This is a genomic window from Kluyvera sp., from assembly GCF_047971185.1.
In the GTDB taxonomy this organism is placed as follows: Bacteria; Pseudomonadota; Gammaproteobacteria; order Enterobacterales; family Enterobacteriaceae; genus Kluyvera.
Genome location: NZ_JBKDZH010000098.1, coordinates 1 through 23235, shown reverse-complemented (window position 1 = coordinate 23235; position 23235 = coordinate 1). Strand labels below are relative to the sequence as shown.

The following is a 23235-nucleotide window of genomic DNA, read 5'->3' as shown; positions in this document are numbered from 1 at the left end:
CTGGTAATCGCCATCATCGGTCCCAGGACGGAATTTAATTTCCTTAACCTGGATAACTTTTTGCTTTTTCTTCTGTTCCTTAGAAGACTTACTCTTTTCATAAAGGAACTTGCCGTAGTCCATGATACGACAAACTGGCGGTTCGGCGTTAGGGCTGATTTCAACTAAATCTACTCCAGCTTCTTCAGCTTTTTCGATTGCTTCTCTCAGACTCACAATACCCAAAGCTTCGCCTTCCAGACCTGTTAAGCGAACTTCCTGGGCGCGAATCTCGCCATTGATACGATTCGGACGTGCCGTTTGAACTCGTTTTCCGCCTTTAATACCTTATTCCTCCAGTTGTTGAAGACTGCGGCTGCGAATCTCTTGTTGCAGCTTCTCGATAACTTCATTTACGTCCAGGCTGCCCAAGTCTTTGCCACGACGGGTGCGCACAGCAACTTTGCCGGCTTCAACCTCTTTGTCGCCACAGACCAACATGTAAGGGACACGACGTAAAGTGTGCTCGCGGATTTTAAAGCCAATCTTCTCATTTCTCAAGTCCGCTTTTACGCGAATGCCTGCATTTTGTAGTTTGCGGGTCAATTCGTTAACGTATTCAGACTGAGAATCGGTAATATTCATCACCACCACCTGCACCGGCGCAAGCCACGTCGGGAAGAAGCCGGCGAATTCTTCGGTCAGGATGCCAATGAAGCGTTCCAGAGAACCAAGAATAGCGCGGTGAATCATTACCGGTACCTGACGTTCGTTGTTTTCGCCCACATAAGAGGCGCTCAGACGAGCCGGCAGGGAGAAGTCTAACTGTACAGTACCGCACTGCCATGCACGATCGAGGCAGTCATACAGGGTAAATTCAATTTTCGGACCATAGAAGGCGCCTTCACCCAGCTGATATTCAAACGGGATGTTGTTTTCTTCCAGCGCGACGGCCAGGTCCGCTTCTGCACGATCCCACATTTCATCGCTGCCGATACGTTTTTCCGGACGCGTTGAAAGTTTGACCACGATTTTTTCAAAACCGAAAGTGCTGTACATATCATAGACTAAACGAATGCACGCGTTCACTTCATCACGCACCTGCTCTTCCGTACAGAAGATATGGGCGTCATCCTGAGTGAAGCCGCGTACGCGCATTAAGCCATGCAGCGCGCCTGACGGTTCATTACGGTGGCAGCTACCGAACTCCGCCATACGCAGCGGCAGATCGCGGTAGGATTTCAGACCCTGGTTAAAGATCTGAACGTGCCCCGGGCAGTTCATCGGCTTGATGCAGTACTCACGGTTCTCGGAAGAGGTAGTGAACATCGCATCTTTGTAGTTGTCCCAGTGGCCGGTTTTTTCCCACAGCACACGGTCCATCATGAACGGACCTTTCACTTCCTGATACTGGTACTCTTTCAGCTTGGAGCGTACGAAAGTTTCCAGTTCGCGGAAGATAGTCCAGCCATCGTTATGCCAGAAGACCATACCCGGCGCTTCTTCCTGCATATGATACAGGTCGAGCTGCTTACCGATTTTACGGTGATCGCGCTTCGCCGCTTCTTCCAGACGCTGCAGATAGGCATTGAGGGCTTTTTTGTCCGTCCACGCCGTACCATAGATACGCTGCAACATCTTATTGCTGCTGTCGCCGCGCCAGTAGGCACCGGCGGTTTTCATCAGCTTGAAGTAGTGACAGAAGCGCATATTCGGCACGTGCGGACCGCGGCACATGTCGACATATTCTTCGTGATGATACAAACCTGGTTTGTCATCATGCGCAATATTTTCATCAAGAATGGAAACTTTATAGGTTTCACCACGTTTCACGAAGGTTTCGCGGGCTTCATGCCAGCTCACTTTCTTCTTGATGACATCGTAGTTTTTCTCGGCGAGCTCGTGCATACGTTTCTCGAGCGCGTCGATGTCTTCCTGGGTCAGCGTGTGGTCAAGGTCAACGTCATAGTAGAAGCCGTTGTCGATAACCGGGCCGATCGCCATTTTGGTGTTTGGCCACAGCTGATTGATGGCATGACCAAGCAGGTGAGCACACGAGTGGCGAATGATTTCCAGACCGTCTTCATCTTTAGCGGTGATGAGAGACAGCGTTGCATCGTTTTCAATAATGTCGGATGCATCAACCAATTCACCGTTCACGCGCCCAGCGATGGTGGCTTTTGCCAGACCAGGGCCGATGTCCAGAGCGACATCCATCGGGCTAACGGCGTGGTCGTAATGGCGTTGGCTGCCATCAGGAAGAGTAATTACAGGCATTTCATGTCCTTATTTGCAGTGGTGCCCCACACGAAAGAGCACATACAAAACTATATGATTAAATTTATCAACAGGTTATAGATTGATTTTCGCTTCACTCTGCGAAAAATGAGGAACATGTACTTCGTACCGGGTTCCGCCTGGATCCGCCTGCTGACAATACCGTAGGTTAGTTTACACATCATCAGGACGTGATTAAAGTCGCAATTGCCCTGCCCTGTGCCCGTTGCTATGTTTGTCGCCGATTCTGGTACACTACGCTAAACACCGCATCTAAAAGGGAATGAACTCATGCCGACACATCGATTTGCGAAAAAGCACTGGAAAATGGTGCTGGTGCTAATTGCTATCTGTGGTGCGATGCTGCTGCTGAGATGGGCAGCAATGATATGGGGATAATTAATGGAAAAACAACCGTGGTGGGAAAGTGCAGTTAAATATCATTTATATACAAAAAATGCTTTTCACTGATATTTATTGACAATACGTGCGCGTAAAAATATCTGAACTCATGTTTCGAATATAAATATAGAGTTTTCTTATTCTAAAAAATAGCCATGGCAGCAAGAAAAACCGGTACGACTCTACCCGGTTTTCTCTGCCGGTATTAATAATTAATCAGAAATCAAATTATTACAGCACAGAATGTTTAGTACCACTCACCTGCTACCAGGGTATGGACATTAAAAGCATCATCCATAGAGCGGCCGGTATCCTGTGAACCCGGGGCAATGTTAGAACCCGCTTCAACGTCATACGCGCTGGAGATACCAACGTGTTGAACGGTAGCGACGTTAGTGGTGGAACTGGCTGGCTGCGTGGCAGGTTCGGCAGCAAATACACCGAAAGAGAGTGCTGACAGCACAATAGCTGCAGATGCGATTTTGATATTTTTCATAATGTTTATTCTCTAACTGGATTAAGACTTTTGAACTCAGAGGCATCATTTCGCCCTTGAACATAGTCTAGATCCAGATCACACTTTTGACTAGTCAAAATATTTAGCCATTCGTGTCAAATTTATTGAATATTATGTCTGAGAGGGCAAATGTGGAGATATTATGGAGAGTATGTATTTTTAATTAAATAAAACAGCGGTTGAATTTAATAATAACACATTTCGATAAATTGAAAATACAGGCCGGCATTTCTCCGGCCCGTAAATTATTACATTGTATAACCGAGGGTCAGCGACGTACGGCGATCGGTATGGTTCGGCGCCGTTTCCGGCGGCTCAGAGTTCCAGGTGACGTTATAGGCCACCTTCAGACCGAAGTGCTCATTGATTGCAACGTTGAGCGCGGTTTCTGAGTTCACGGTCGTATCGTCAGCCCCAAGGACCGAAACACCCTGCGTGAATTTGGTGGTGCCGGACACCTGCCAGGCGTAGGCCGCAGACGCGTAGCCCAGCGCCTGCGTTTCCGTATTACCATCGGTGTACTCGTCATAACGCACGCCCGGACCAAATTCAAAACGGAAGCTGTGGATCGGCCCATTCAGGAACTGGCGACCGTAACCTGCCGTAAAGACATCACGCTCGTGATAGCCGTTGTAGCGGTCGGTTAACCAGCTGGCCTGGCCAAACAGGTAGTCTTCATGCGTCATGTTGTAGCGGCTACGGCCGCCAACAGCATATTTTTCAGAAGAACGTTCATCGTTCGCCGACGTATTGCTGGCATTGCCCCACAGGGACCATGCTGTCGTGTCTCCATACCAGGTCAGCGTGGTATCAGCAGTCGCCGACGAGCTTTTGGTATTGCCGGATTGGGCGAGATAGCCCGCATTCACGTTACCTTCAAAAGGTTTTGCAGCGGTGGTTGGGTCATCCATGACAGTAAAAACGGTATCACTGGCGGTTGCATATGCAGACGCAAACACGCCCCCCAGCAGCACAACCGCTGCCGGTACTGTCTTCAAAAGCTTCATTTATTATGAGTCCGTACAACAAAAAAGGAGACGATTTCGTCCCGGAAACTTTCGCGAGGATCAACGACGGGGTGGTCCATAGAAAGGCAACAAATTATAAAAAGGCACGAATAACATAGCAATCCTATTCTTCTGTCATTTTTTGAATAAGAGCCCTCTTAAAGCGCATTTTATTTCATAATAAAAATAAGCAGTTATTTACCATTTTCTATAAAAATCATGCTGTTGCTACTTTCATTATCCTCCGACAAGTGCCAGGCTTAAAGCCAGTTGTGTTCAGAGCGCTTTATTGGCTCATAAAGGGAGGTTATAGCAATGGTTAAAATTTACACATTGACGCTCGCCCCTTCACTCGACAGCGCCACCCAAACGCCACAAATTTACCCTGAGGGGAAATTGCGCTGTAGCGCACCGGTCTTTGAGCCCGGCGGCGGCGGAATTAACGTCGCGCGAGCGATAACATTTCTCGGTGGCCGCGCCACCGCCCTCTTCCCTGCAGGCGGCGCAACCGGAGAACATCTGGTGGCCCTTTTGCAGGATGAACAGGTTCCCGTTAAAAGCGTCACGTCCCGGGAATGGACGCGGCAGAACCTTCACGTTCACGTTGATGCCAGCGGCGAGCAGTACCGTTTTGTGATGCCGGGCGCCACGCTGCATGAAGATGAATTACAGGCGCTGCAGGACAGCGTTTTGCAGGCGGATTCAGGCGCTTTGCTGGTGGTAAGCGGAAGTTTGCCGCCCGGCGTTTCCCTCACACAGTTTGTCGCCCTCATTAAAGCAGCCCAGCAGCATGGGTTGCGCTGCATTATTGATAGTTCAGGTGATGCTCTGGCCGCCGCGCTGGAAATTGGCAATATCGAGCTGGTAAAACCGAATCTGAAAGAGCTCAGCGCGCTAGTCCAGCGGGATTTAAATCAGCCGGACGACGTTCGCAACGCCGCGCAGGAGATTGTGCGTAGCGGTAAAGCGCACCGCGTGGTGGTTTCTTTAGGGGCACAAGGGGCGCTGGCCGTCGATGCGCACTCCTGCGTTCAGGTAGTGCCGCCGCCCATCAAAAGCCAGAGCACCGTTGGCGCGGGCGACAGCATGGTCGGCGCCATGACGCTTAAACTTGCGGAAAACGCCAGCCTTGCAGAGATGGTGCGCTACGGCGTCGCGGCGGGCAGCGCGGCGACAATCAATCAGGGCACTCGCCTGTGCTCGCGTGAAAACACGCAGAAAATTTACGATTACCTGCAACAGCACTAAATGTGCAGGAAAACAGGCCTGCGGGGGCTCTCGCAGGTCGCTAAATCGCCGTTATCAACTATGCTAACCAAACTCCATTGTTAACAATGGGGTGCATGCGAAGGCTGAGTCACCCTACGTCTGTAGCAGAGGGAGTACGATCCTACCTCTGCTTTCTACATTCTTTTTACCCGTTGTGCGGTATAGCTCGAATTTTTACCCGGCAGTAATGCGCTAACCTTATGATACGGCAGAAAACATGGGGAGAGACATCATGTGGCAAGCGATCAGTAGCCTGTTAGGCGAGCAACTTGGAAGTGGCGAAATCGATCTGCGTACTGAACTGCCCGGCGGAGAAATTCACGCCGCATGGCATATCCGTTATGCCGGTCGGGACTTTTTCGTGAAGTGCGATGAACGTGAATTACTGCCCATTTTTACCGCGGAGGCCGATCAGCTTGAACTGCTCTCCCGCAGTAAAACCGTGACCGTCCCGGAGGTATTTGTCGTCGGCACAGACCGCGACTACAGCTTCCTGGTGATGGAGTATCTCCCTCCCCGTCCGTTGGATGCGCACAATGCCTTCCTGCTGGGCCAGCAGCTGGCCCATCTGCACCAGTGGAGCGACCAGCCGCAGTTTGGCCTTGATTTTGACAACGATCTCTCCACCACCCCGCAGCCCAACGCCTGGCAGCGTCGCTGGTCAACCTTTTTTGCCGAGCAGCGTATTGGCTGGCAACTGGAGTTAGCCGCGGAGAAAGGTATGGAGTTTGGTGACATCGACGCTATCGTCGATCATGTTCAGCAGCGCTTAAGTTCACACCAGCCGCAGCCTTCGCTGCTGCATGGCGACCTTTGGTCAAACAACTGTGCGCTGGGGCCAAACGGGCCGTATATTTTCGACCCGGCGTGTTACTGGGGAGACCGTGAATGTGACCTGGCGATGTTGCCGCTACATCCGGATCAACCGCCGCAAATTTATGACGGCTATCAATCGGTTTCCCCGCTACCGGCCGGGTTCCTCGAGCGCCAGCCGGTTTACCAGCTCTATACGCTGATTAACCGGGCCATTCTGTTTGGCGGGCAGCATCTGGTGATTGCCCAGAAGGCGCTGGATAAGGTGCTCGCCGCATAACGACAAAGGCCCCTTTCGGGGCCTTGTGTTTAGTTCATCTGCACGCCTTTCAGGCGGAACTCAATGTTCATAATCAGCCCCGTCCCCGGCTTGCCGGATTCGTAACGCCATTTACGCATCGCCGTTTTCACGTCGCGTTCAAACATATTGGACGGTTGCGCCGAGAGAATTTGCACGTTCTCCACGCGGCCATCGGCGGTAACGTCAAATTTCACCCGCACTTTACCTTCAATGCGCAGCGCCTGAGCACGCGCAGGATAGCCCGGCTGAGGACGATTCAACGCCCGCGGCCCGGTTGGCGCACTGACCGACGGCGCGCTGGCGCCCGGCTGGTTGTTGGCGACCGAACGTGCCGGCGGCGCATCACGGTTTACCGTTGACAGCGGACGCGATTCCACCGGCTTCACTTCCGGTTTCGGCTGCTCGACTTTTTTCACCGGCTTCGGTTTTGGCTTCGGCTTCGGTTTGGGCTTGTGAATAACGACCGGCGCCTGCTGCACCTCTGGAATCGGCTCCGGTTCAGGTTCCGGTTCTGGCTCTACCACAGGCTGCGGCTGAACGACCGCCTGAGGCGGCTCAAGGTCAGCTGGCGCAACCATGGTGACGGTAATCGGCTGTGCGGGAGCGGGCAGTTCAATAACCTGATGTACCGAGGTATAAAGCAGACCGGCCACGACGGCGCCATGGATGCCAACAGAGAGCAACGTCGGCCACGGAAACCGGCGGGGTAAATCAAGGGTCATTGCAGTCATAGTCGTTACAGTTGAAAAATGAGAACTCGATTTTAAATGCAAATAGCAATCATATTCAATAAGACATCTTATCTTCGGTCAACTTTCTCCCGCAGTTGGGCAAAAAATCCGCGCCACTTCGCGTCTTTTAGCGCTCACAAAACTTTGCATTGCAGTCACAGACGCTTTGCCTTACCGTAATCCGCAAACTATTTAAACAGGAGTTCCGCCCGTGCTTTACGTCATTTATGCTCAGGATATCGCCGATTCTCTTGAAAAACGTCTTTCAGTACGCCCCTCCCATCTGGCCCGTTTGCAGCTGCTGCATGATGAAGGCCGCCTGCTGACCGCTGGCCCAATGCCAGCCGTCGACAGCAACGATCCGGGCGCGGCGGGTTTTAGCGGTTCAACGGTTATTGCGGAATTTGAGTCGCTGGAAGCCGCCCAGTCCTGGGCACAGGATGATCCCTACGTCGCAGCGGGCGTATATCAGCAGGTTTCGGTAAAACCGTATAAAAAGGTTTTCTAATAAAATCGAATTTTATAGATGCCATACGTAGTAAAGAAGAATTGAAGTAAAGGGCGCAAATGAGTACACGATGTTTGTGCCCTTTGTTTTTTTAGACCCGCTGCCCAATTTAGTGTTGTGTGATTTTGCGCTATTTATTTCTTTGTCTCCCGCCACGCCTACTTCGTAGCTGATAATAGCAACCTTTTAGATTTTTACTGGGTGAGGATAACGTTATGGACTCAAACCTTCACGTTTAAAATGGGAAGGAACACGGGTAGCTGATTAATTTATGTCCTCATACTACTGTGGCCAACCACACATCATTCAAAAGTAAAATATCGATTACTACAGGAACAATATCTGCAACTGCCATTGACCACTATCACCACAGCAACAATAGGTTTTAAATATAATCACTCGACACATCAACAACACATTAACTCGGAATTCCCATGCCTTGCATTCGGTATTAGCGATGGTTAGCGTTAAAAAAACACACTCAGTTATTATTAACGCAGGATATAATCAGCACTGGTATGACCAATGAATAAAATGCAGAGGTGGTATTCTGATGTTATTTATTTCAGTTTTTTTTACTTCCTCCGATATTAGTTTTTAGGGAGGGGAGTTCCTCCTCAGACTAATATTTACGGAGAATCATTCTATGTCACAGGTCATCAACACTAACGCCCTGAGTCTGGTAGCCCAGAACAACCTGAACAAATCCCAGTCCGCGCTGGGCACCTCTATCGAGCGTCTGTCTTCCGGCCTGCGTATCAACAGCGCCAAGGACGATGCCGCTGGTCAGGCTATCAGCAACCGTTTCACCGCAAACATCACCGGTCTGACCCAGGCGTCCCGTAACGCCAACGACGGTATCTCCATCGCGCAGACCACCGAAGGCGCGCTGAACGAAGTGAACGACAACCTGCAGAACATCCGTCGTCTGACCGTACAGGCCCAGAACGGCACCAACTCCGAGTCCGACCGTAAGTCCATCCAGGACGAAATCAATGCCCGTCTGCAGGAAATCAACCGTATCTCCGAACAGACCGAGTTCAACGGCGTGAAAGTTCTGAGCGCCGATCAGACGCTGGGTATTCAGGTGGGCGCTAACGACGGCCAGACCATTGATATCAACCTGAACAAAGTGGACTCTTCTACCCTCGGTATGACCGGCTTTGACGTGACCACAGTAGCCACCCAGGTTGGCGTTGGCGCGAGCATGATCGATACCGATGGCGGCAGCCACAAAATTGACGACACGATGCTGGCGGCGATGAAAACTGAGGCTGGTATTGATGACGGCGGCAACATCTATAGCACGACCGTTGAAGGCGAGACCGTGTATTTCGGCGTGAATTCCGATGGCACCGCAGGCAAAGTCATCAGCGCTGACGAAGATGGCGCCGTTACTGCTGGCGCTGACGCAAGCGCGGCTATGCTGGCGATGACCACTCAGTTGGACACTATCGACAAAGCGATGGCTCAGGTTGACGAACTGCGCTCCTCCCTGGGTGCTACACAGAACCGTTTCGATTCTGTTATCAGCAACCTGAACAGCACCGTTAACAACCTGTCCGAGTCCCGTTCCCGTATCCTCGACGCCGACTTCGCTTCCGAAGTCTCCGAGATGAGCCGTGCAAACATCCTGCAGTCCGCCGGTATTTCCGTGCTGTCTCAGGCAAACCAGGTTCCGCAAAACGTTCTGTCTCTGCTTCGTTAATTTACTGATATTAAAACAAAACCTCGCCAATCTGGCGAGGTTTATACATTTGGGAACGGGCGAAAGCGACCTATAAGCAGCACTGGATAGAATGAAAAGTGGTGTTCATCACCCCTCCTGTTTTGCTCATCTCAACATGAATAAATTTATCACTAAGTCATCGGGCATGATATTCACATGCATTTTACTCGTAGCAGCCTGATGAGATTGAATATTAACCTAAAAAACCGTGAGAAAACAAAGGCTTCAGGGCTCACACCTTCAAGTCCTGGCAGTTAATTTAATAAAGGCAGTGATGCTTTTATCACTGGAGTTACACTAATGCTAAGTCGTATTAAAATAGCAACAAGTATCATTTCAATTCTTGCATTTCTTCTTTTCCTTCAAATGTTATCGGGAGGCTTGTCATTTAAAGCTCAAAATTCAAGCGATGAGGCTTTAGATACTGTAATGAAACTCCACGAAAGAAAAGAAACCTTCGAGTTAATATGGTCGTCGCTACTCGAGGCCAGGATTTCGTTGAATCGTGGTGCTCAACAATTACTCTTACGGGGTGATACTTCTGAACCTCATAAAAAATCTGATGCACAGATACAGCTTGATTCTTTAGTTGCGGCCGCTGACAAAGAGTTAAAAAACGTGCAACGGTATTGGGATAAATACATATCAACACCGCCAAACTCCAGAATAAGCCCCTCAGTTCTGGCGGGGTTAGAGCGTGATTACAATATTTATCTGAAAGAGCTCATGATGTTACTCCAGCTCCTGAGAGATGGAGAGGTTTCTGAGTTTATTGCTCACCCGACTCAAGGCATTCAGGAAGCACTAAGAAATTCATTATTAGCCTATGATGATGAAATCAGCAGAATATCATCAGAGTTAACGTCAGAAGCCGACACGGCCTCCAGAACAGCATTCTGGACTATTCTGAGCGTAATGTTAATGACATTAATTATTTTCCTCCTGAGCCTGGTGGTGATGAAGATAATATTGGTCAAACCAATGGATACATTAATAAGCAGTATTAAAAATATCGCTGCCGGTGACCTTGTGACAGACATCGATGTTCATGGCACTAACGAGATGGGACGTTTTGCCTCGAGTCTCAGAGATATGCAGCGTGAGTTAGCCACCACGGTTGGTGAGGTGAGAAAAACCGCAGATGCCATTTTTACTGGGGTTAGTGAGATTGCAAATGGTAATACCGACCTGTCATCACGAACAGAACAGCAGGCTGCTTCCCTCGAAGAAACCGCCGCAAGTATGGAAGAGTTAACCGCGACGGTTAAACAAAACGCCGAGAATGCACAACAGGCAACAAATATAGCGGCTAATGCCTCTGGAGCTGCCGCATCGGGAGGACAGGCAGTAGAAGATTTGGTGCATATTATGAACGAAATTACGGATAGTTCGAAGAAAATATCCGAAATAACCGGAGTCATCGATGGTATCGCTTTCCAGACCAACATCCTCGCACTCAATGCAGCCGTAGAATCAGCCCGGGCCGGTGAGCATGGATTAGGATTTTCCGTTGTCGCCAGTGAAGTCCGGAATCTGGCTCAGCGAAGTGCGCAAGCAGCAAAAGAAATAAAGATACTGATTGATGAGTCCGTTCATAAAATCAACGCTGGCTCTCAATATGCGGAAAATGCAGGCCAGACGATGGGCAATGTCATCAGTGCTGTTAGTAGCGTAACCTGTATTATGAACGAAATTGCTTCTGCCTCTGAAGAACAAAGCCGGGGTATCCAGCAGGTTGGTATTGCTGTTGTTGAAATGGATCGGGTAACACAACAAAATGCCTCGCTTGTTGAAGAGTCGGCAGCGGCTTCTGCCGCCCTGGAATCTCAAGCGGTCAATCTCAACCAGGCCGTTGCTGTTTTCCACATTAGCGATAATGATGACCGCGTCGGAAACTAAAGCGGTTTAGCGCACAGGATTCCCTTTATAAGATCCTTTCCCGCCCGGTATTGTGAATATCCATGATACCGGGTAGCTCATCATGTTAAGTTCCCGTTGAGGACATTCAGAATTCTGGTTGCCAGAGTACAAATACATCAACTCAGCGAGATAGTTAGCGTAGAAAAACAGAGGGCACCATATGATGGTGCCCTTTTTTATCATCAGAGATCGTAGATGGCGAATAACAGGCAGTTACGCTGTCGGCCGACCAGGCACTTTCTGATGGAGTGGATGCGCATGTTACGACGCGATTGAGCTTCCAGCCAACGCGCCTTGCGACGACTGGCTTGTCTCACCATCCGCCAGCGCCCCACTTCCGGTCTACTACGCTTCATTTCTAACGCTCTTGCTAAAAAAGACGGCCCATTATAGCCCCTTGCTAATGGCTGACCAGCGGTTTCTCGTTGCGTTTTTATTTGCCAGATGCCTTCGGATGCGTAAACTCTTAACAACTGGCAAACAAAAGGATTTTCGAATTATGACAACCGTGTACACCGTAGTAAGTTGGATGGCTATTCTGGGGTATTGGTTGTTAATCGCCGGGGTAACGTTACGCATCCTGATGAAGCGCCGCGCGGTGCCTTCAGCCATGGCCTGGCTGCTGATTATCTATATTCTGCCGCTGGTGGGTATTATCGCCTATCTTTCGCTAGGCGAGCTGCACCTTGGGAAACGTCGTGCCGAACGCGCGCGCGCAATGTGGCCTTCAACCGCGAAATGGTTGAGCGATCTTAAATCCTGTAAACATATTTTTGCCGAGGACAACAGTCAGGTTGCCTCCTCATTATTTAAGCTCTGCGAACGTCGCCAGGGCATCGCGGGCCTGAAGGGTAATCAGCTTCAGCTGTTAACCGAGTCCGACGACGTGATGCAGGCGATCATTCGGGATATCCAGCTGGCGCGCCACAATATCGAGATGGTTTTTTATATCTGGCAGCCCGGCGGTATGGCTGACCAGGTCGCCGAATCATTGATGGCCGCTGCGCGTCGCGGCGTGCACTGCCGGTTGATGCTCGACTCTGCGGGTAGCGTCGCCTTCTTCCGCAGCCCGTGGGCGGCCATGATGCGTAACGCGGGCATCGAGGTGGTTGAAGCGCTGAAGGTCAATCTGATGCGTGTGTTCCTGCGCCGTATGGATTTACGTCAGCATCGCAAAATGATCATGATCGACAACTATATCGCCTACACCGGCAGTATGAATATGGTCGACCCGCGCTTCTTTAAGCAGGATTCCGGCGTTGGCCAGTGGATCGACCTGATGGCGCGTATGGAAGGCCCTATCGCCACTGGCATGGGTATCGTCTACTCCTGCGACTGGGAGATTGAGACCGGTAAACGTATTCTACCGCCTACGCCAGACCTCAATATTATGCCGTTTGAAGAGGCCAGCGGGCATACCATTCAGACGATTGCGTCCGGCCCGGGCTTCCCGGAAGACCTGATTCATCAGGCGCTGCTCACCGCGGCGTATTCCGCTCGCGAATACCTGATCATGACCACGCCGTACTTTGTGCCGAGTGAAGATCTGCTGCATGCCATCTGTACGGCCGCGCAGCGTGGAGTTGATGTGAGCATCATTCTGCCGCGTAAAAATGACTCCGTGCTGGTCGGCTGGGCCAGCCGCGCCTTCTTTACCGAGCTGCTGGCGGCGGGGGTCAAAATCTATCAGTTTGAAGGCGGGTTGCTGCACACCAAGAGCGTGCTGGTCGACGGCGAGCTGAGCCTGGTGGGGACGGTCAACCTCGACATGCGCAGCCTGTGGCTCAACTTTGAGATTACGCTGGTGATCGATGATAGCGGATTCGGCAGCGATCTGGCCGCCGTACAGGACGACTATATTTCCCGTTCACGCCTGCTGGATGCGCGACTGTGGGTTAAACGCCCATTCTGGCATCGCCTCGCCGAACGACTGTTTTACTTCTTTAGCCCATTACTGTAAAACGAGCCCATTAGCACTCAACAGGTAGCCATCATGGATATGGATTTAAACAATCGTCTGACCGAAGATGAAACGCTCGAGCAGGCTTATGACATTTTTCTTGAGCTGGCGGGCGACAACCTTGACCCGGCGGATATCATTCTGTTCAACCTGCAGTTTGAAGAACGCGGCGGCGCCGAACTGTTCGACCCTTCCGAAGACTGGAAAGAGCACGTCGATTACGATCTCAACCCCGACTTTTTCGCCGAAGTGGTGATTGGTCTGGCGGAGACCGATGGCGCTGAAATCAACGATATTTTTGCCCGCGTCCTGCTGTGCCGCGAAAAAGATCATAAGCTTTGCCATATTCTCTGGCGTGAATAAATAAAGCAAAGGGCAGCTAAGCTGCCCTTTTTTAATGTCTGTCGCTAAAGGTTATGGCTGGCGAGGAAGCGCAGTGCCGCAGGCATTACAGTAGTGTGCGGTCAGTTCATGATGCCGCTGTTTACAGTGGGGGCAGACGCGTTCCTGACGACGTTTTTGAAATTCACTGGTCATCTGGGCGGTAATAATCCCGGTCGGGATAGCGATCACGGAGTAGCCGATTAAAATCAGAATCGACGCCACCATCCTGCCCGCAGCCGTATGCGGCGTAATATCGCCATAGCCCACCGTCGTCACCGTCACAATGGCCCAATACACCGCCGTGCTTAGCGTGGTAAAACCGTTCACCGGCCCTTCTATGCCGTACATCAGCGCGCCCGCCACCACCATCACGATACCGATAAACGCGTAGAACAGAATAAGCTGATGGCGAGAATTCACGATCGCGCTCCACAAACTATTCAGCGCAGGCATCAACCGCAGCAGTTTCAGAATACGCAGCACGCGAATAACGCGCATGGCTCGCCAGGCAAACAGATATTCCACGCCGATTTCAGGCCATAACATGATCACGTAAAACGGCAGAATAGTGGCCAGGTCGATAAATCCCCAGAAGCTGAATACGTAACGCGCGGGATTGGGCCAGCAGAATAGGCGCAGAAAATATTCCAGCGTGAACACCAGCGTAAAGGCAATTTCCAGCCAGACAAAGGCATGCCACTCATCATAGGTCAGATGATAGGTCGTACCGATACCTGACTCAATAAAGATGGCAACGACGCTTAATAACGCAAAACAGCCGCACAGCGCTTCAAACCGACGCCCGGTCCGCGTACGTTGGTCGAATAAGAAATGATAAAGACGATGGCGCAAAGCGCTAATGCCAATCACGATGAACCCTCGTATAAAAAATAAGGGCTGGCAACCTGCCAGCCCTGACGATTATAACGGGTCAACCTTGAGACAGGAAACGGCGTGACGGAAACTTCCTTCCAGAAGCGGACGCGTTTGTGCACATTCCGGGCCCGCTAGCGGACAGCGGGTACGGAATACGCAGCCAGACGGTGGATTAATCGGCGAAGGCAGTTCCCCTTCCAGCAGCTGAATGGTTTTATTCTGCTCCAGATCGGGGTCCGGCACCGGCACCGCGGACATCAGCGCCCGGGTGTACGGGTGCAGCGGATTGTTGTACACCTCATCATAAGTGCCCAGCTCTACCGCATGGCCCAGATACATCACCAACACGCGGTCGGAAATATGCTTCACCACCGCCAAATCGTGGGCGATGAAGATCAGCGACAGCCCCATTTCACGCTGCAGCTGCTGCAGCAGATTCACCACCTGAGCCTGAATTGACACGTCCAGCGCCGATACCGGTTCATCACAGATAATCAGCTTCGGCTCGAGGATCAGCGCGCGCGCAATACCGATACGCTGGCACTGGCCGCCGGAAAACTCATGCGGGTAACGGTTGACGAGGTTGGGCAGCAGCCCCACCTTCATCATCATGGTTTTCACTTTATCGCGCACTTCCTGACGCGGCATTTTCGGGTAGTAGGTGCGCAGCGGCTCGGCGATGATCTCACCGATGGTCATACGCGGGTTCAGCGAGGCCAGCGGATCCTGGAAAATCATCTGAATGTCGCTACGCACATTGCGCCACTCATCTGGCTTCATGCCGAGCAGATCTTTTCCCAGCCAGGCGACTTTACCGTCGGTGGCTTTCACCAGGCCGATAATGGCGCGCGCGAACGTCGACTTCCCGCAGCCGGACTCACCGACCACGCCTAACGTTTCACCTTCGTACAGGCGTAGCGTAACGCCGTCGACCGCTTTCAGCGTTTTAGGCGGCTGCCAGAACCACTGTTTTCCGTCTTTGATCTCAAAGTGCACCTTTAAATCGGCAATTTCGAGCAGTACTTTTCTTTCGTCAGTCACGGCGTTCATACCAGCTCCCCCACGGTCTTAAAGCAGGCGCGTAAACGGCCTGGCGCAAACTCCTCCAGCGGCGGCGCGCTGCTGCATATCTCCATCGCATGTGGGCAGCGGGGCTGGAATGGGCAGCCGGAAGGCAGACGTAACAGGTTTGGCGGGTTACCTGGAATGGTCAACAGCGATTCGCCCTCGCCGTCCAGGCGCGGAACCGCATTCAGCAGGCCAATAGAATATGGGTGCGCAGGCTGGTAGAACACATCGCGGGCTTTACCGTATTCCATGGTACGCCCGGCATACATCACCAGCACCTTGTCGCAGATCCCGGCGACCACGCCGAGATCGTGGGTGATCATGATAATCGCCGTATTGAACTCACGCTTCAGTTCGTTCAGCAGCGTCATAATCTGCGCCTGAACGGTGACGTCCAGCGCGGTAGTCGGCTCATCGGCAATCAGCAGTTTTGGCCGGCACAACAGCGCCATGGCAATCATCACACGCTGGCGCATCCCGCCGGAGAACTCGTGCGGATACATTTTCATGCGCTTACGCGCTTCCGGCATTTTCACCGCATCCAGCATTTTCACCGACTCTTCAAACGCTTCGGCCTTACCCATGCCTTTGTGCAGCATCAGCACTTCCATCAGCTGTTCACCCACCCGCATATACGGGTTCAGGGAGGTCATAGGGTCCTGGAAAATCATCGAAATCTGCTCGGCGCGCAGTTTATTTAGCGCCTGCTCCGGCAGGTTGAGGATCTCTTTGCCGTTAAACAGAGCCGAGCCGCCGATCCGCCCGTTGCTCGCCAGCAACCCCATCAACGCAAACGCGGTTTGCGATTTACCCGAACCGGACTCACCGACGATCCCCAGCGTCTCGCCCGCGCGCAGGCTGAAGTTGAGGTCATTGACGGCGGTAACGTCGCCGTCGGGCGTTTTAAAGGTGACGCGCAGATCTTTCACGTCCAGCAACCGCTGAGACGCCGTTGCCGTTTCAATTATGCTCATGGCAACACTCCTTAACGGTCTTTCGGGTCGAGGGCATCACGCAGGCCATCGCCGATAAAGTTGAAACAAAACAGCGTCACGACCAGGAATCCAGCCGGGAACAGCAGCAGCCATGGCGACACCTCCATGGAGTTAGCGCCGTCGCTTAACAACGCCCCCCAGCTGCTGAGCGGCTCCTGCGTCCCCAGGCCGAGGAAGCTCAGGAAGGATTCAAACAGAATCATGCTCGGTACCAGCAGCGAGGCGTAGACCACCACGACACCTAGCACGTTCGGGACGATATGACGCACGACGATGCTCACGGTAGAAACGCCGCCAACCTGGGCTGCTTCAATAAACTCTTTACGCTTGAGGCTCAGCGTCTGGCCGCGCACAATACGCGCCATATCGAGCCAGGAAACCATGCCGATAGCGACGAAAATCAGAAGGATGTTTTGCCCAAAGAAGGTTACCAGCAGGATCACGAAGAACATAAACGGGAAGGAGTTGAGGATTTCCAGCAGGCGCATCATCACCGAGTCGACTTTGCCGCCCAGATAGCCGGAGAGCGAACCGTACAGCGTGCCCACCACCACGGCCACCAGCGCGGCCGCGATCCCCACCATCAGGGAGATACGCCCACCGATCGCCACACGCACCAGCAGGTCACGCCCGGAAGAGTCGGTGCCAAAATAGTGACCGGACTCCATATCCGGCGCGTTGGACATCATGCCCCAGTCGGTATCGAAGTAGGAAAACTGCGATAGCATCGGCGCCAGCGTCACGAAGAGCGCAATCAGCACCAGCACGACCAGGCTGGTCACCGCCGCGCGGTTATGCATAAAGCGTCGGCGCGCGTCCTGCCACAGGCTACGCCCTTCGACTTCCAGCTTCTCGCTGAAATTCTCCAGCGCCTCGCTGTTCTTTTTACTTAACATCATAGCGAGCTCCAGCCTTAGTAACGGATTTTCGGGTCAATAACGGCGTACAGCACGTCGACCACCGCGTTAAACAGGATCGTTAATGCGCCAACCAGAATCGTCAGGCTAAGCACCAGGGAGTAGTCGCGGTTAAGCGCCCCGTTAACGAACAGCTGTCCAATTCCCGGCAAGCCGTAGATGGTTTCAATCACCATCGAACCGGTAATAATGCCGACAAAGGCAGGCCCCATGTAAGACAGCACCGGCAGCAGCGCAGGCTTTAACGCATGGCGGAAAATAATCCGCCGCATCGGCAAGCCTTTTGCGCGGGCGGTACGAATAAAGTTAGAGTGTAAAACTTCAATCATCGAGCCGCGGGTGATACGCGCAATGCTGGCAATGTAGGCCAGTGAGAGCGCGACCATCGGCAGAATCATGAATTTCAGCGCCCCGCCGTTCCAGCCTCCGCCGGGTAGCCAGTGAAGCGTAATCGCAAATACCATCACCAGCAGCGGCGCAACCACGAAACTGGGTATCACCACCCCGGTCATCGCCACCCCCATGACCGCATAGTCCCATTTGGTGTTCTGTTTTAACGCCGCAATCACGCCTGCCGTGACGCCCAGAATAACCGCCAGCAGGAATGCCGCCGCGCCGAGCTTGGCCGATACCGGGAAGCTCACCGCAACCAGATCGTTGACCGAATAATCTTTATATTTAAAGGAAGGGCCGAAATCACCGTGGGCTAACTGCTTCAGGTAATTGCCGTACTGCACGAGGATAGGATCGTTTAAGTGATATTTCGCTTCGATGTTAGCCATGACTTCCGGCGGCAGCGTACGCTCGCCCGTAAACGGGCTGCCCGGCGCCAGGCGCATCATAAAGAAGGAAATCGTAATAAGAATAAATAGCGTCGGAATCGCTTCCAGACAGCGACGTAATATAAATTTCAACATTGCCCGTACCTTCTGGCATGTGCCTTTGCACTGCTCTCAAATAAGACACGATGGGGCGAGCCAGTACTCGCCCCACGTATTGCCATTAATGCTTGATAACGTAGAGATCTTTGGTGTAGACGTTATCCATCGGGTCTTTACCGGTGTAGCCGCCGACCCATGGTTTCACCAGGCGGGCGTTCACGTAGTAGTAGACCGGTACGATCGCGGTATCTTTATCCAGCTGTTGTTCAGCCTTGGCATACGCGGCGGTACGCTGCTCATCGTTGGCCGCCTTCACAGACTCGGCCATGATCTTATCGAACGCTTCGCTCTTATAGTGCGCGGTGTTCATGGAGCTGCCGGACAGCATGGTGTTCAGGAAGGAGGTCGGTTCGTTGTAGTCCGCACACCAGCCAGCACGCGCTACGTCATAGGTCCCCTGGTGACGCGTGTCGAGGAAGGTCTTCCACTCCTGGTTCACCAGCTTCACTTCTACGCCGAGGTTTTTACGCCACAGAGAAGCCGCGGCAATCGCCAGCTTTTTGTGCAGGTCGGAGGTGTTGTACAGCAGGTTGAAGGTCAGCGGCTTATCGGCGGTATAGCCCGCTTCTGCCAGCAGTTTTTTACCTTCTTCATTACGCTTGTCCTGTGACCATTTGAACCACTCTGGTTCGGTCAGCTTCGCGCCATCGGTATACGGTGGGGTGTAACCATAGGCCGGCAGATCGCCCTGACCTTTCACCTTGTTGGCGATGATATCACGGTCCAGACCCAGCTTCAGCGCAGTACGTACGCGAGCGTCGGTAAACGGTGCTTTCTGGTTGTTAATTTCGTAGTAGTAAGTACACAGATACGGGTCGACGTGAACTTCGTTTGGAATCTCTTTTTTCAGCTTCTGGAACAGTTCGATCGGCAGCTGGTTATAGGTCATATCCAGCTCACCACTGCGGTAGCGGTTGACGTAGGTCACTTCTGAGGAGGTCGGCAGCCAGGTGACCTGGTCGATAACGGTTTTTTTGTTATCCCAGTACTGCGGGTTACGTTCCATCACGATGCGTTCGTTAACCACCCAATCTTTCAGCGTGTACGCACCGTTAGTCACGATGTTGCCCGGCTGGGTCCATTTTTCGCCGAACTTCTCGATCGCCGGTTTATACACCGGAGACATCGCCGGGTTTACCAGCAGTTTGTAGAAATACGGCACCGGCTCGCTCAGGGTGACTTCCAGCGTGTGGTCATCCAGCGCTTTCACGCCCAGCTCGCTCGGCTTCATTTTGCCGTCAATAATCGCGTCAACGTTGACGATATGGCCATACTGCGGATAGCTGGCATAAGGCGATGCGGTATTCGGATCGACCAGGCGCTGCCAGCTATATACGAAATCTTGTGCGGTAACCGGTTCGCCGTTGGACCATTTCGCGTCTTTACGCAGATGGAAAGTCCAGACCTTAAAGTCTTTATTGTCCCAGCTTTCGGCGACGCCCGGAATCGGGTGACCGTCTTTTGGTGAGGTATTCAGCAACCCTTCAAACAGGTCGCGGCTGATATTGGCCTCTGGCACCCCTTCAATTTTATTGGGGTCGAGAGACTGCGGTTCAGCGCCGCTATTACGGACCAGCGTTTGTTTGCTCGCTAACTCGGTGCCTGCAGGAACATCTGCAGCCATTACGTTCCCTGCGATAAGCGCAGTGAGAATGCCAGCCGCAACCAGGCTTTTTTTTGTGATGATGGACATTGTGTTGATACTCCGTTCATTATTATTACTGACTGTCGTCAGCCTGTTTAGTCCCCTTTCGGGTTCCTGTACAGCGCAGGAGATTTTTGCGTCTGTCAGGTCATTTACTGCCTGCTATCACCGACTTTTTTATTACGGTCGCTCTTGTGGCCACCTGACGTCGATTCATTAAAGCCTCCCCCCTGTCGGGAGACTTTTTTATTCTGTTCATAACTGCTTACAAGTTGAAACAGTTATCATTTACATAGCTTTATCTTGCGAATAACTCAGGCCGGAAAGTACCAAATGACGATTATCGCCGCCAATATAATTTGCAAATTTGTTAACCAATTCTCTTTTAGTCAGCAAACAGCCCTATTGACGACAGCGTATCCATAAATTCCGGTATTCATAAATTCATAATAATCAGATAGATATGTAAAAAACGTTTCAGATAGCGCAGTGAGTCGGCGTCAATGTGTGTTTTTTGTACAAAAAATTAACACTCGCTCATTTTTTAGCACATAACTCTGCACTGAAACTGAAATTACTAATATCATTTCAATTATCTAACAGCAAGCCCCAGAGTATCGTGTGAGAGAAATAACATTTGTGAGAAGAGCACGCGCGCAAAGGACGCACCCCATCTTATTGATAAAGAGGATATTTTTTAAATATTCGAATTGATTATTTAGATAGCAGCGAGCGGCATGATTGATATGTTTTTGTAATATTTACGGCAACAATAGTTCTGAATCCGCTACGGTTGCCGCAAAATAATTAACCGACCAGTCCCGGGAAGATGGATTTGATACCGGTCACAATAAATTCAATTCCCAGCGCCATCAGTAGCAGGCCCATAATACGGGTGACGACGTTAATCCCCGTCTGCCCCAGCATGCGTACCAGCCAGGGTGAGATGCGGAAAATGCCCCAGCAGCACCAGGCGAAAAGCGCGATAGATAAGGAAAAGCCAAGAAGATAGGTCAGCGAATGGTATCGCGTTCCCCAGACGATCGTTGAGCTGATAGCGCCCGGCCCCGCCATTAGCGGCAGCGCTAGCGGCACGACGCCAAGACTTTCACGAACGGCCGTTTCTGATTTTTCCTGCTTGTTCTGCTTATCTTCTCCCAGCTTACCGCTGATCATCGACATGGCTATCGACACCACCAGGATCCCGCCGGCAATGCGGAAAGAGTCAATGGAGATACCAAAGAGTTGCAGGATCAGATCGCCGAGGAACAATGACGTAAGCAGGATAATCGCCACCGACAGACTGGCCGTCAGGTTGGTTTTATTACGCACCGGCGCGGTCTGATAGCTCGTCAGGCTGATGAAAACGGGGATCAGCCCCACCGGGTTCACCAGCGCAAACAGCCCGATAAAGAACTTAAAGAAGATAGGAAAATCAAACAACGTTTGAATCACGTGAACCCCGGAGCATCATTAAAAGTGGTCGTTGACGAACAGCAAATCGCGAATTGCGCAGACAATACCCTTTTTAGCGGCCATCTTCATTAGAATTATCCATAAAAATAGGGCAAAAACAGAGTGTTATATATTTGTATAAAATATGCTAATGTTATCCGCATCAATACCCACGGATGATTAACAGCTTATACAATTTGCTAAAATCGGCCTGCTGAAAGGTGTCAGCTTCGCCTAAATTTGATTTAGATCACGTAAATCGTACTCAGAAGTGGGTAATCTGCTTACACCGAAAGAGAGACGGCCTCATAAATAAGTCGTATTTTTTTCGGTGAGCTCCTTGGCTAAATCGAAGCTCTTTTAGTAAATCAGTGAATCAGTTCGTGGATAACATGTTGTTTTCTTGACTTTTTCGCCAGCTGCAGACGATTTGTCTATACTGACTTGTCGAGCAGATGATTCACTAAAAAAGTTTAACATTATCAGGAGAGCATTATGGCTGTTACTAATGTCGCTGAACTTAACGCACTCGTAGAGCGCGTAAAAAAAGCCCAGCGTGAATATGCCAGTTTCACTCAAGAGCAAGTTGATAAAATCTTCCGCGCCGCCGCCCTGGCCGCTGCAGATGCTCGAATCCCTCTCGCAAAAATGGCCGTTGCCGAATCCGGCATGGGTATTATCGAAGACAAAGTGATCAAAAACCACTTCGCTTCTGAATATATCTACAACGCCTATAAAGATGAAAAAACCTGTGGTGTCCTGGACGAAGATCATACTTTCGGCACCATCACTATCGCTGAGCCTATCGGCATCATCTGCGGTATCGTACCGACCACTAACCCAACTTCTACCGCTATCTTCAAATCGCTGATCAGCCTGAAGACGCGTAACGCCATCATCTTCTCTCCGCACCCGCGTGCCAAAGATGCGACCAACAAAGCGGCCGACATCGTGCTGCAGGCTGCTATCGCTGCAGGCGCACCGAAAGACCTGATCGGCTGGATTGACCAACCGTCTGTTGAACTGTCTAACGCGCTGATGCACCACCCGGACATCAACCTGATCCTCGCGACCGGTGGTCCAGGCATGGTTAAAGCCGCATACAGCTCCGGTAAACCGGCAATCGGCGTAGGCGCAGGTAACACACCGGTTGTTATTGATGAAACCGCTGATGTTAAACGTGCCGTTGCTTCTGTTCTGATGTCTAAAACCTTCGATAACGGCGTAATCTGTGCTTCTGAGCAGTCTGTTGTCGTGGTTGACTCCGTATACGACGCAGTACGCGAGCGTTTCGCCACTCACGGTGGCTACCTGCTGCAGGGCAAAGAGCTGAAAGCCGTTCAGGACGTTATCCTGAAAAATGGCGCACTGAACGCCGCTATCGTTGGTCAGCCGGCCTACAAAATTGCTGAGCTGGCAGGCTTCTCCGTACCAGAAACCACCAAGATTTTGATCGGTGAAGTTAAGGTTGTTGACGAAAGCGAGCCGTTTGCTCACGAAAAACTGTCTCCGACGCTGGCGATGTACCGTGCGAAAGACTT

Annotated in this window: 22 protein-coding genes; 9 read left to right on the top strand and 13 right to left on the bottom strand. The window is 51.6% G+C overall.

Going from position 1 to position 23235, the window contains the following annotated elements; all coding sequences use genetic code 11:
• Positions 1-324 (bottom strand): translation initiation factor IF-3 (gene infC / locus ACK5JN_RS20545; protein ID WP_416871850.1); only part of this gene is annotated, 324 nt, incomplete at its 3' end.
• A 3-nt stretch (positions 325-327) separates the two neighbouring features.
• Positions 328-2256 carry a threonine--tRNA ligase gene (gene thrS / locus ACK5JN_RS20540; protein ID WP_416871848.1) on the bottom strand — a complete coding sequence of 643 codons (1929 nt, stop codon included), beginning with the start codon at positions 2254-2256 and terminating at the stop codon, positions 328-330.
• A 291-nt stretch (positions 2257-2547) separates the two neighbouring features.
• Between thrS and yniD the strand changes: the two genes are divergently transcribed.
• Positions 2548-2655 (top strand): small membrane protein YniD, encoded by a 108-nt coding sequence (yniD, locus tag ACK5JN_RS20535; RefSeq protein ID WP_100249959.1) that lies wholly within the window; start codon positions 2548-2550, stop codon positions 2653-2655.
• 250 nt (positions 2656-2905) lie between these two features.
• Here the strand turns inward: yniD and ACK5JN_RS20530 are convergent, their stop codons facing one another.
• Positions 2906-3154 (bottom strand): hypothetical protein, encoded by a 249-nt coding sequence (locus ACK5JN_RS20530; RefSeq protein WP_416871847.1) that lies wholly within the window; start codon positions 3152-3154, stop codon positions 2906-2908.
• 269 nt (positions 3155-3423) lie between these two features.
• Positions 3424-4182, bottom strand: coding sequence for a DUF481 domain-containing protein (locus tag ACK5JN_RS20525; protein WP_416871846.1), 759 nt, complete (start codon positions 4180-4182; stop codon positions 3424-3426).
• A gap of 315 nt (positions 4183-4497) precedes the next feature.
• Here ACK5JN_RS20525 and pfkB point away from each other — a divergent pair, with 315 nt between their 5' ends.
• Together pfkB and ACK5JN_RS20515 are read left to right on the top strand one after the other, a co-directional pair.
• Positions 4498-5430 carry a 6-phosphofructokinase II gene (pfkB, locus tag ACK5JN_RS20520; RefSeq protein ID WP_416871845.1) on the top strand — a complete coding sequence of 311 codons (933 nt, stop codon included), beginning with the start codon at positions 4498-4500 and terminating at the stop codon, positions 5428-5430.
• A gap of 253 nt (positions 5431-5683) precedes the next feature.
• Entirely contained in the window at positions 5684-6544 is an 861-nt protein-coding gene (locus tag ACK5JN_RS20515; RefSeq protein ID WP_416871844.1) for a fructosamine kinase family protein, read from the top strand.
• 29 nt (positions 6545-6573) lie between these two features.
• Here ACK5JN_RS20515 and tonB read toward each other — a convergent pair whose 3' ends face one another.
• The gene (tonB, locus tag ACK5JN_RS20510; RefSeq protein WP_416871849.1) at positions 6574-7287 is read right to left on the bottom strand and encodes a TonB system transport protein TonB; all 714 of its coding nucleotides are present in this window, start codon (positions 7285-7287) and stop codon (positions 6574-6576) included.
• 220 nt (positions 7288-7507) lie between these two features.
• Here tonB and ACK5JN_RS20505 point away from each other — a divergent pair, with 220 nt between their 5' ends.
• The 3 genes from ACK5JN_RS20505 (at position 7508) to ACK5JN_RS20495 (ending at position 11432) form a co-directional block, all read left to right on the top strand.
• Positions 7508-7804 carry a YciI family protein gene (locus ACK5JN_RS20505; RefSeq protein WP_416871843.1) on the top strand — a complete coding sequence of 99 codons (297 nt, stop codon included), beginning with the start codon at positions 7508-7510 and terminating at the stop codon, positions 7802-7804.
• Between the two features lie 646 nt (positions 7805-8450).
• A complete protein-coding gene (locus tag ACK5JN_RS20500; protein WP_416871842.1) occupies positions 8451-9512 on the top strand; it encodes a FliC/FljB family flagellin in 1062 nt (353 codons plus the stop codon).
• 321 nt (positions 9513-9833) lie between these two features.
• Positions 9834-11432, top strand: coding sequence for a methyl-accepting chemotaxis protein (locus ACK5JN_RS20495; RefSeq protein WP_416871841.1), 1599 nt, complete (start codon positions 9834-9836; stop codon positions 11430-11432).
• 203 nt (positions 11433-11635) lie between these two features.
• Here ACK5JN_RS20495 and ACK5JN_RS20490 read toward each other — a convergent pair whose 3' ends face one another.
• A complete protein-coding gene (locus tag ACK5JN_RS20490) occupies positions 11636-11809 on the bottom strand; it encodes a YciY family protein (protein WP_122983154.1) in 174 nt (57 codons plus the stop codon).
• A gap of 143 nt (positions 11810-11952) precedes the next feature.
• Here ACK5JN_RS20490 and cls point away from each other — a divergent pair, with 143 nt between their 5' ends.
• The gene (gene cls, locus ACK5JN_RS20485; RefSeq protein ID WP_416871840.1) at positions 11953-13413 is read left to right on the top strand and encodes a cardiolipin synthase; all 1461 of its coding nucleotides are present in this window, start codon (positions 11953-11955) and stop codon (positions 13411-13413) included.
• A gap of 33 nt (positions 13414-13446) precedes the next feature.
• The gene (locus ACK5JN_RS20480) at positions 13447-13776 is read left to right on the top strand and encodes an HI1450 family dsDNA-mimic protein (RefSeq protein WP_416871839.1); all 330 of its coding nucleotides are present in this window, start codon (positions 13447-13449) and stop codon (positions 13774-13776) included.
• A 51-nt stretch (positions 13777-13827) separates the two neighbouring features.
• Here the strand turns inward: ACK5JN_RS20480 and ACK5JN_RS20475 are convergent, their stop codons facing one another.
• The 7 genes from ACK5JN_RS20475 to ACK5JN_RS20445 all read right to left on the bottom strand — a co-directional run bounded on the left by ACK5JN_RS20475 (position 13828) and on the right by ACK5JN_RS20445 (position 21694).
• On the bottom strand, positions 13828-14667 hold the full coding sequence (locus ACK5JN_RS20475; RefSeq protein ID WP_416871838.1) for an ion transporter: 840 nt from the start codon (positions 14665-14667) through the stop codon (positions 13828-13830).
• Positions 14668-14718: 51 nt separating this feature from the next.
• On the bottom strand, positions 14719-15723 hold the full coding sequence (gene oppF / locus ACK5JN_RS20470; RefSeq protein WP_064545040.1) for a murein tripeptide/oligopeptide ABC transporter ATP-binding protein OppF: 1005 nt from the start codon (positions 15721-15723) through the stop codon (positions 14719-14721).
• The gene (locus ACK5JN_RS20465; RefSeq protein ID WP_416871837.1) at positions 15720-16715 is read right to left on the bottom strand and encodes an ABC transporter ATP-binding protein; all 996 of its coding nucleotides are present in this window, start codon (positions 16713-16715) and stop codon (positions 15720-15722) included. Before ACK5JN_RS20465 ends, oppF begins: the two co-directional genes overlap by 4 nt.
• 11 nt (positions 16716-16726) lie before the next feature.
• Positions 16727-17635: an oligopeptide ABC transporter permease OppC gene (oppC, locus tag ACK5JN_RS20460; RefSeq protein WP_416871836.1), complete on the bottom strand. Its 909-nt coding sequence runs from the start codon at positions 17633-17635 to the stop codon at positions 16727-16729.
• Positions 17636-17649: 14 nt separating this feature from the next.
• Positions 17650-18570, bottom strand: a complete 921-nt coding sequence (gene oppB, locus ACK5JN_RS20455; protein ID WP_416871835.1) for an oligopeptide ABC transporter permease OppB — start codon at positions 18568-18570, stop codon at positions 17650-17652.
• An 85-nt stretch (positions 18571-18655) separates the two neighbouring features.
• Positions 18656-20287: an oligopeptide ABC transporter substrate-binding protein OppA gene (gene oppA / locus ACK5JN_RS20450; RefSeq protein WP_416871834.1), complete on the bottom strand. Its 1632-nt coding sequence runs from the start codon at positions 20285-20287 to the stop codon at positions 18656-18658.
• 759 nt (positions 20288-21046) lie between these two features.
• Positions 21047-21694 carry a YchE family NAAT transporter gene (locus ACK5JN_RS20445; RefSeq protein ID WP_416871833.1) on the bottom strand — a complete coding sequence of 216 codons (648 nt, stop codon included), beginning with the start codon at positions 21692-21694 and terminating at the stop codon, positions 21047-21049.
• Between the two features lie 495 nt (positions 21695-22189).
• Here ACK5JN_RS20445 and ACK5JN_RS20440 point away from each other — a divergent pair.
• Positions 22190-23235: aldehyde dehydrogenase family protein (locus tag ACK5JN_RS20440; protein WP_416871832.1), on the top strand; the 1046-nt coding region annotated here is incomplete at its 3' end.

Excerpts from the sequence above, each read along its gene's own strand:
- thrS (WP_416871848.1), bottom strand. The coding sequence starts at position 2,256 with ATGCCTGTAATTACTCTTCCTGATGGCAGCCAACGCCATTACGACCAC.
- yniD (WP_100249959.1), top strand. The coding sequence starts at position 2,548 with ATGCCGACACATCGATTTGCGAAAAAGCACTGGAAAATGGTGCTGGTG.
- ACK5JN_RS20530 (WP_416871847.1), bottom strand. The coding sequence starts at position 3,154 with ATGAAAAATATCAAAATCGCATCTGCAGCTATTGTGCTGTCAGCACTC.
- ACK5JN_RS20525 (WP_416871846.1), bottom strand. The coding sequence starts at position 4,182 with ATGAAGCTTTTGAAGACAGTACCGGCAGCGGTTGTGCTGCTGGGGGGC.
- pfkB (WP_416871845.1), top strand. The coding sequence starts at position 4,498 with ATGGTTAAAATTTACACATTGACGCTCGCCCCTTCACTCGACAGCGCC.
- ACK5JN_RS20515 (WP_416871844.1), top strand. The coding sequence starts at position 5,684 with ATGTGGCAAGCGATCAGTAGCCTGTTAGGCGAGCAACTTGGAAGTGGC.
- tonB (WP_416871849.1), bottom strand. The coding sequence starts at position 7,287 with ATGACCCTTGATTTACCCCGCCGGTTTCCGTGGCCGACGTTGCTCTCT.
- ACK5JN_RS20500 (WP_416871842.1), top strand. The coding sequence starts at position 8,451 with ATGTCACAGGTCATCAACACTAACGCCCTGAGTCTGGTAGCCCAGAAC.
- ACK5JN_RS20495 (WP_416871841.1), top strand. The coding sequence starts at position 9,834 with ATGCTAAGTCGTATTAAAATAGCAACAAGTATCATTTCAATTCTTGCA.
- ACK5JN_RS20490 (WP_122983154.1), bottom strand. The coding sequence starts at position 11,809 with ATGAAGCGTAGTAGACCGGAAGTGGGGCGCTGGCGGATGGTGAGACAA.
- cls (WP_416871840.1), top strand. The coding sequence starts at position 11,953 with ATGACAACCGTGTACACCGTAGTAAGTTGGATGGCTATTCTGGGGTAT.
- ACK5JN_RS20480 (WP_416871839.1), top strand. The coding sequence starts at position 13,447 with ATGGATATGGATTTAAACAATCGTCTGACCGAAGATGAAACGCTCGAG.
- oppF (WP_064545040.1), bottom strand. The coding sequence starts at position 15,723 with ATGAACGCCGTGACTGACGAAAGAAAAGTACTGCTCGAAATTGCCGAT.
- ACK5JN_RS20465 (WP_416871837.1), bottom strand. The coding sequence starts at position 16,715 with ATGAGCATAATTGAAACGGCAACGGCGTCTCAGCGGTTGCTGGACGTG.
- oppC (WP_416871836.1), bottom strand. The coding sequence starts at position 17,635 with ATGATGTTAAGTAAAAAGAACAGCGAGGCGCTGGAGAATTTCAGCGAG.
- oppB (WP_416871835.1), bottom strand. The coding sequence starts at position 18,570 with ATGTTGAAATTTATATTACGTCGCTGTCTGGAAGCGATTCCGACGCTA.
- oppA (WP_416871834.1), bottom strand. The coding sequence starts at position 20,287 with ATGTCCATCATCACAAAAAAAAGCCTGGTTGCGGCTGGCATTCTCACT.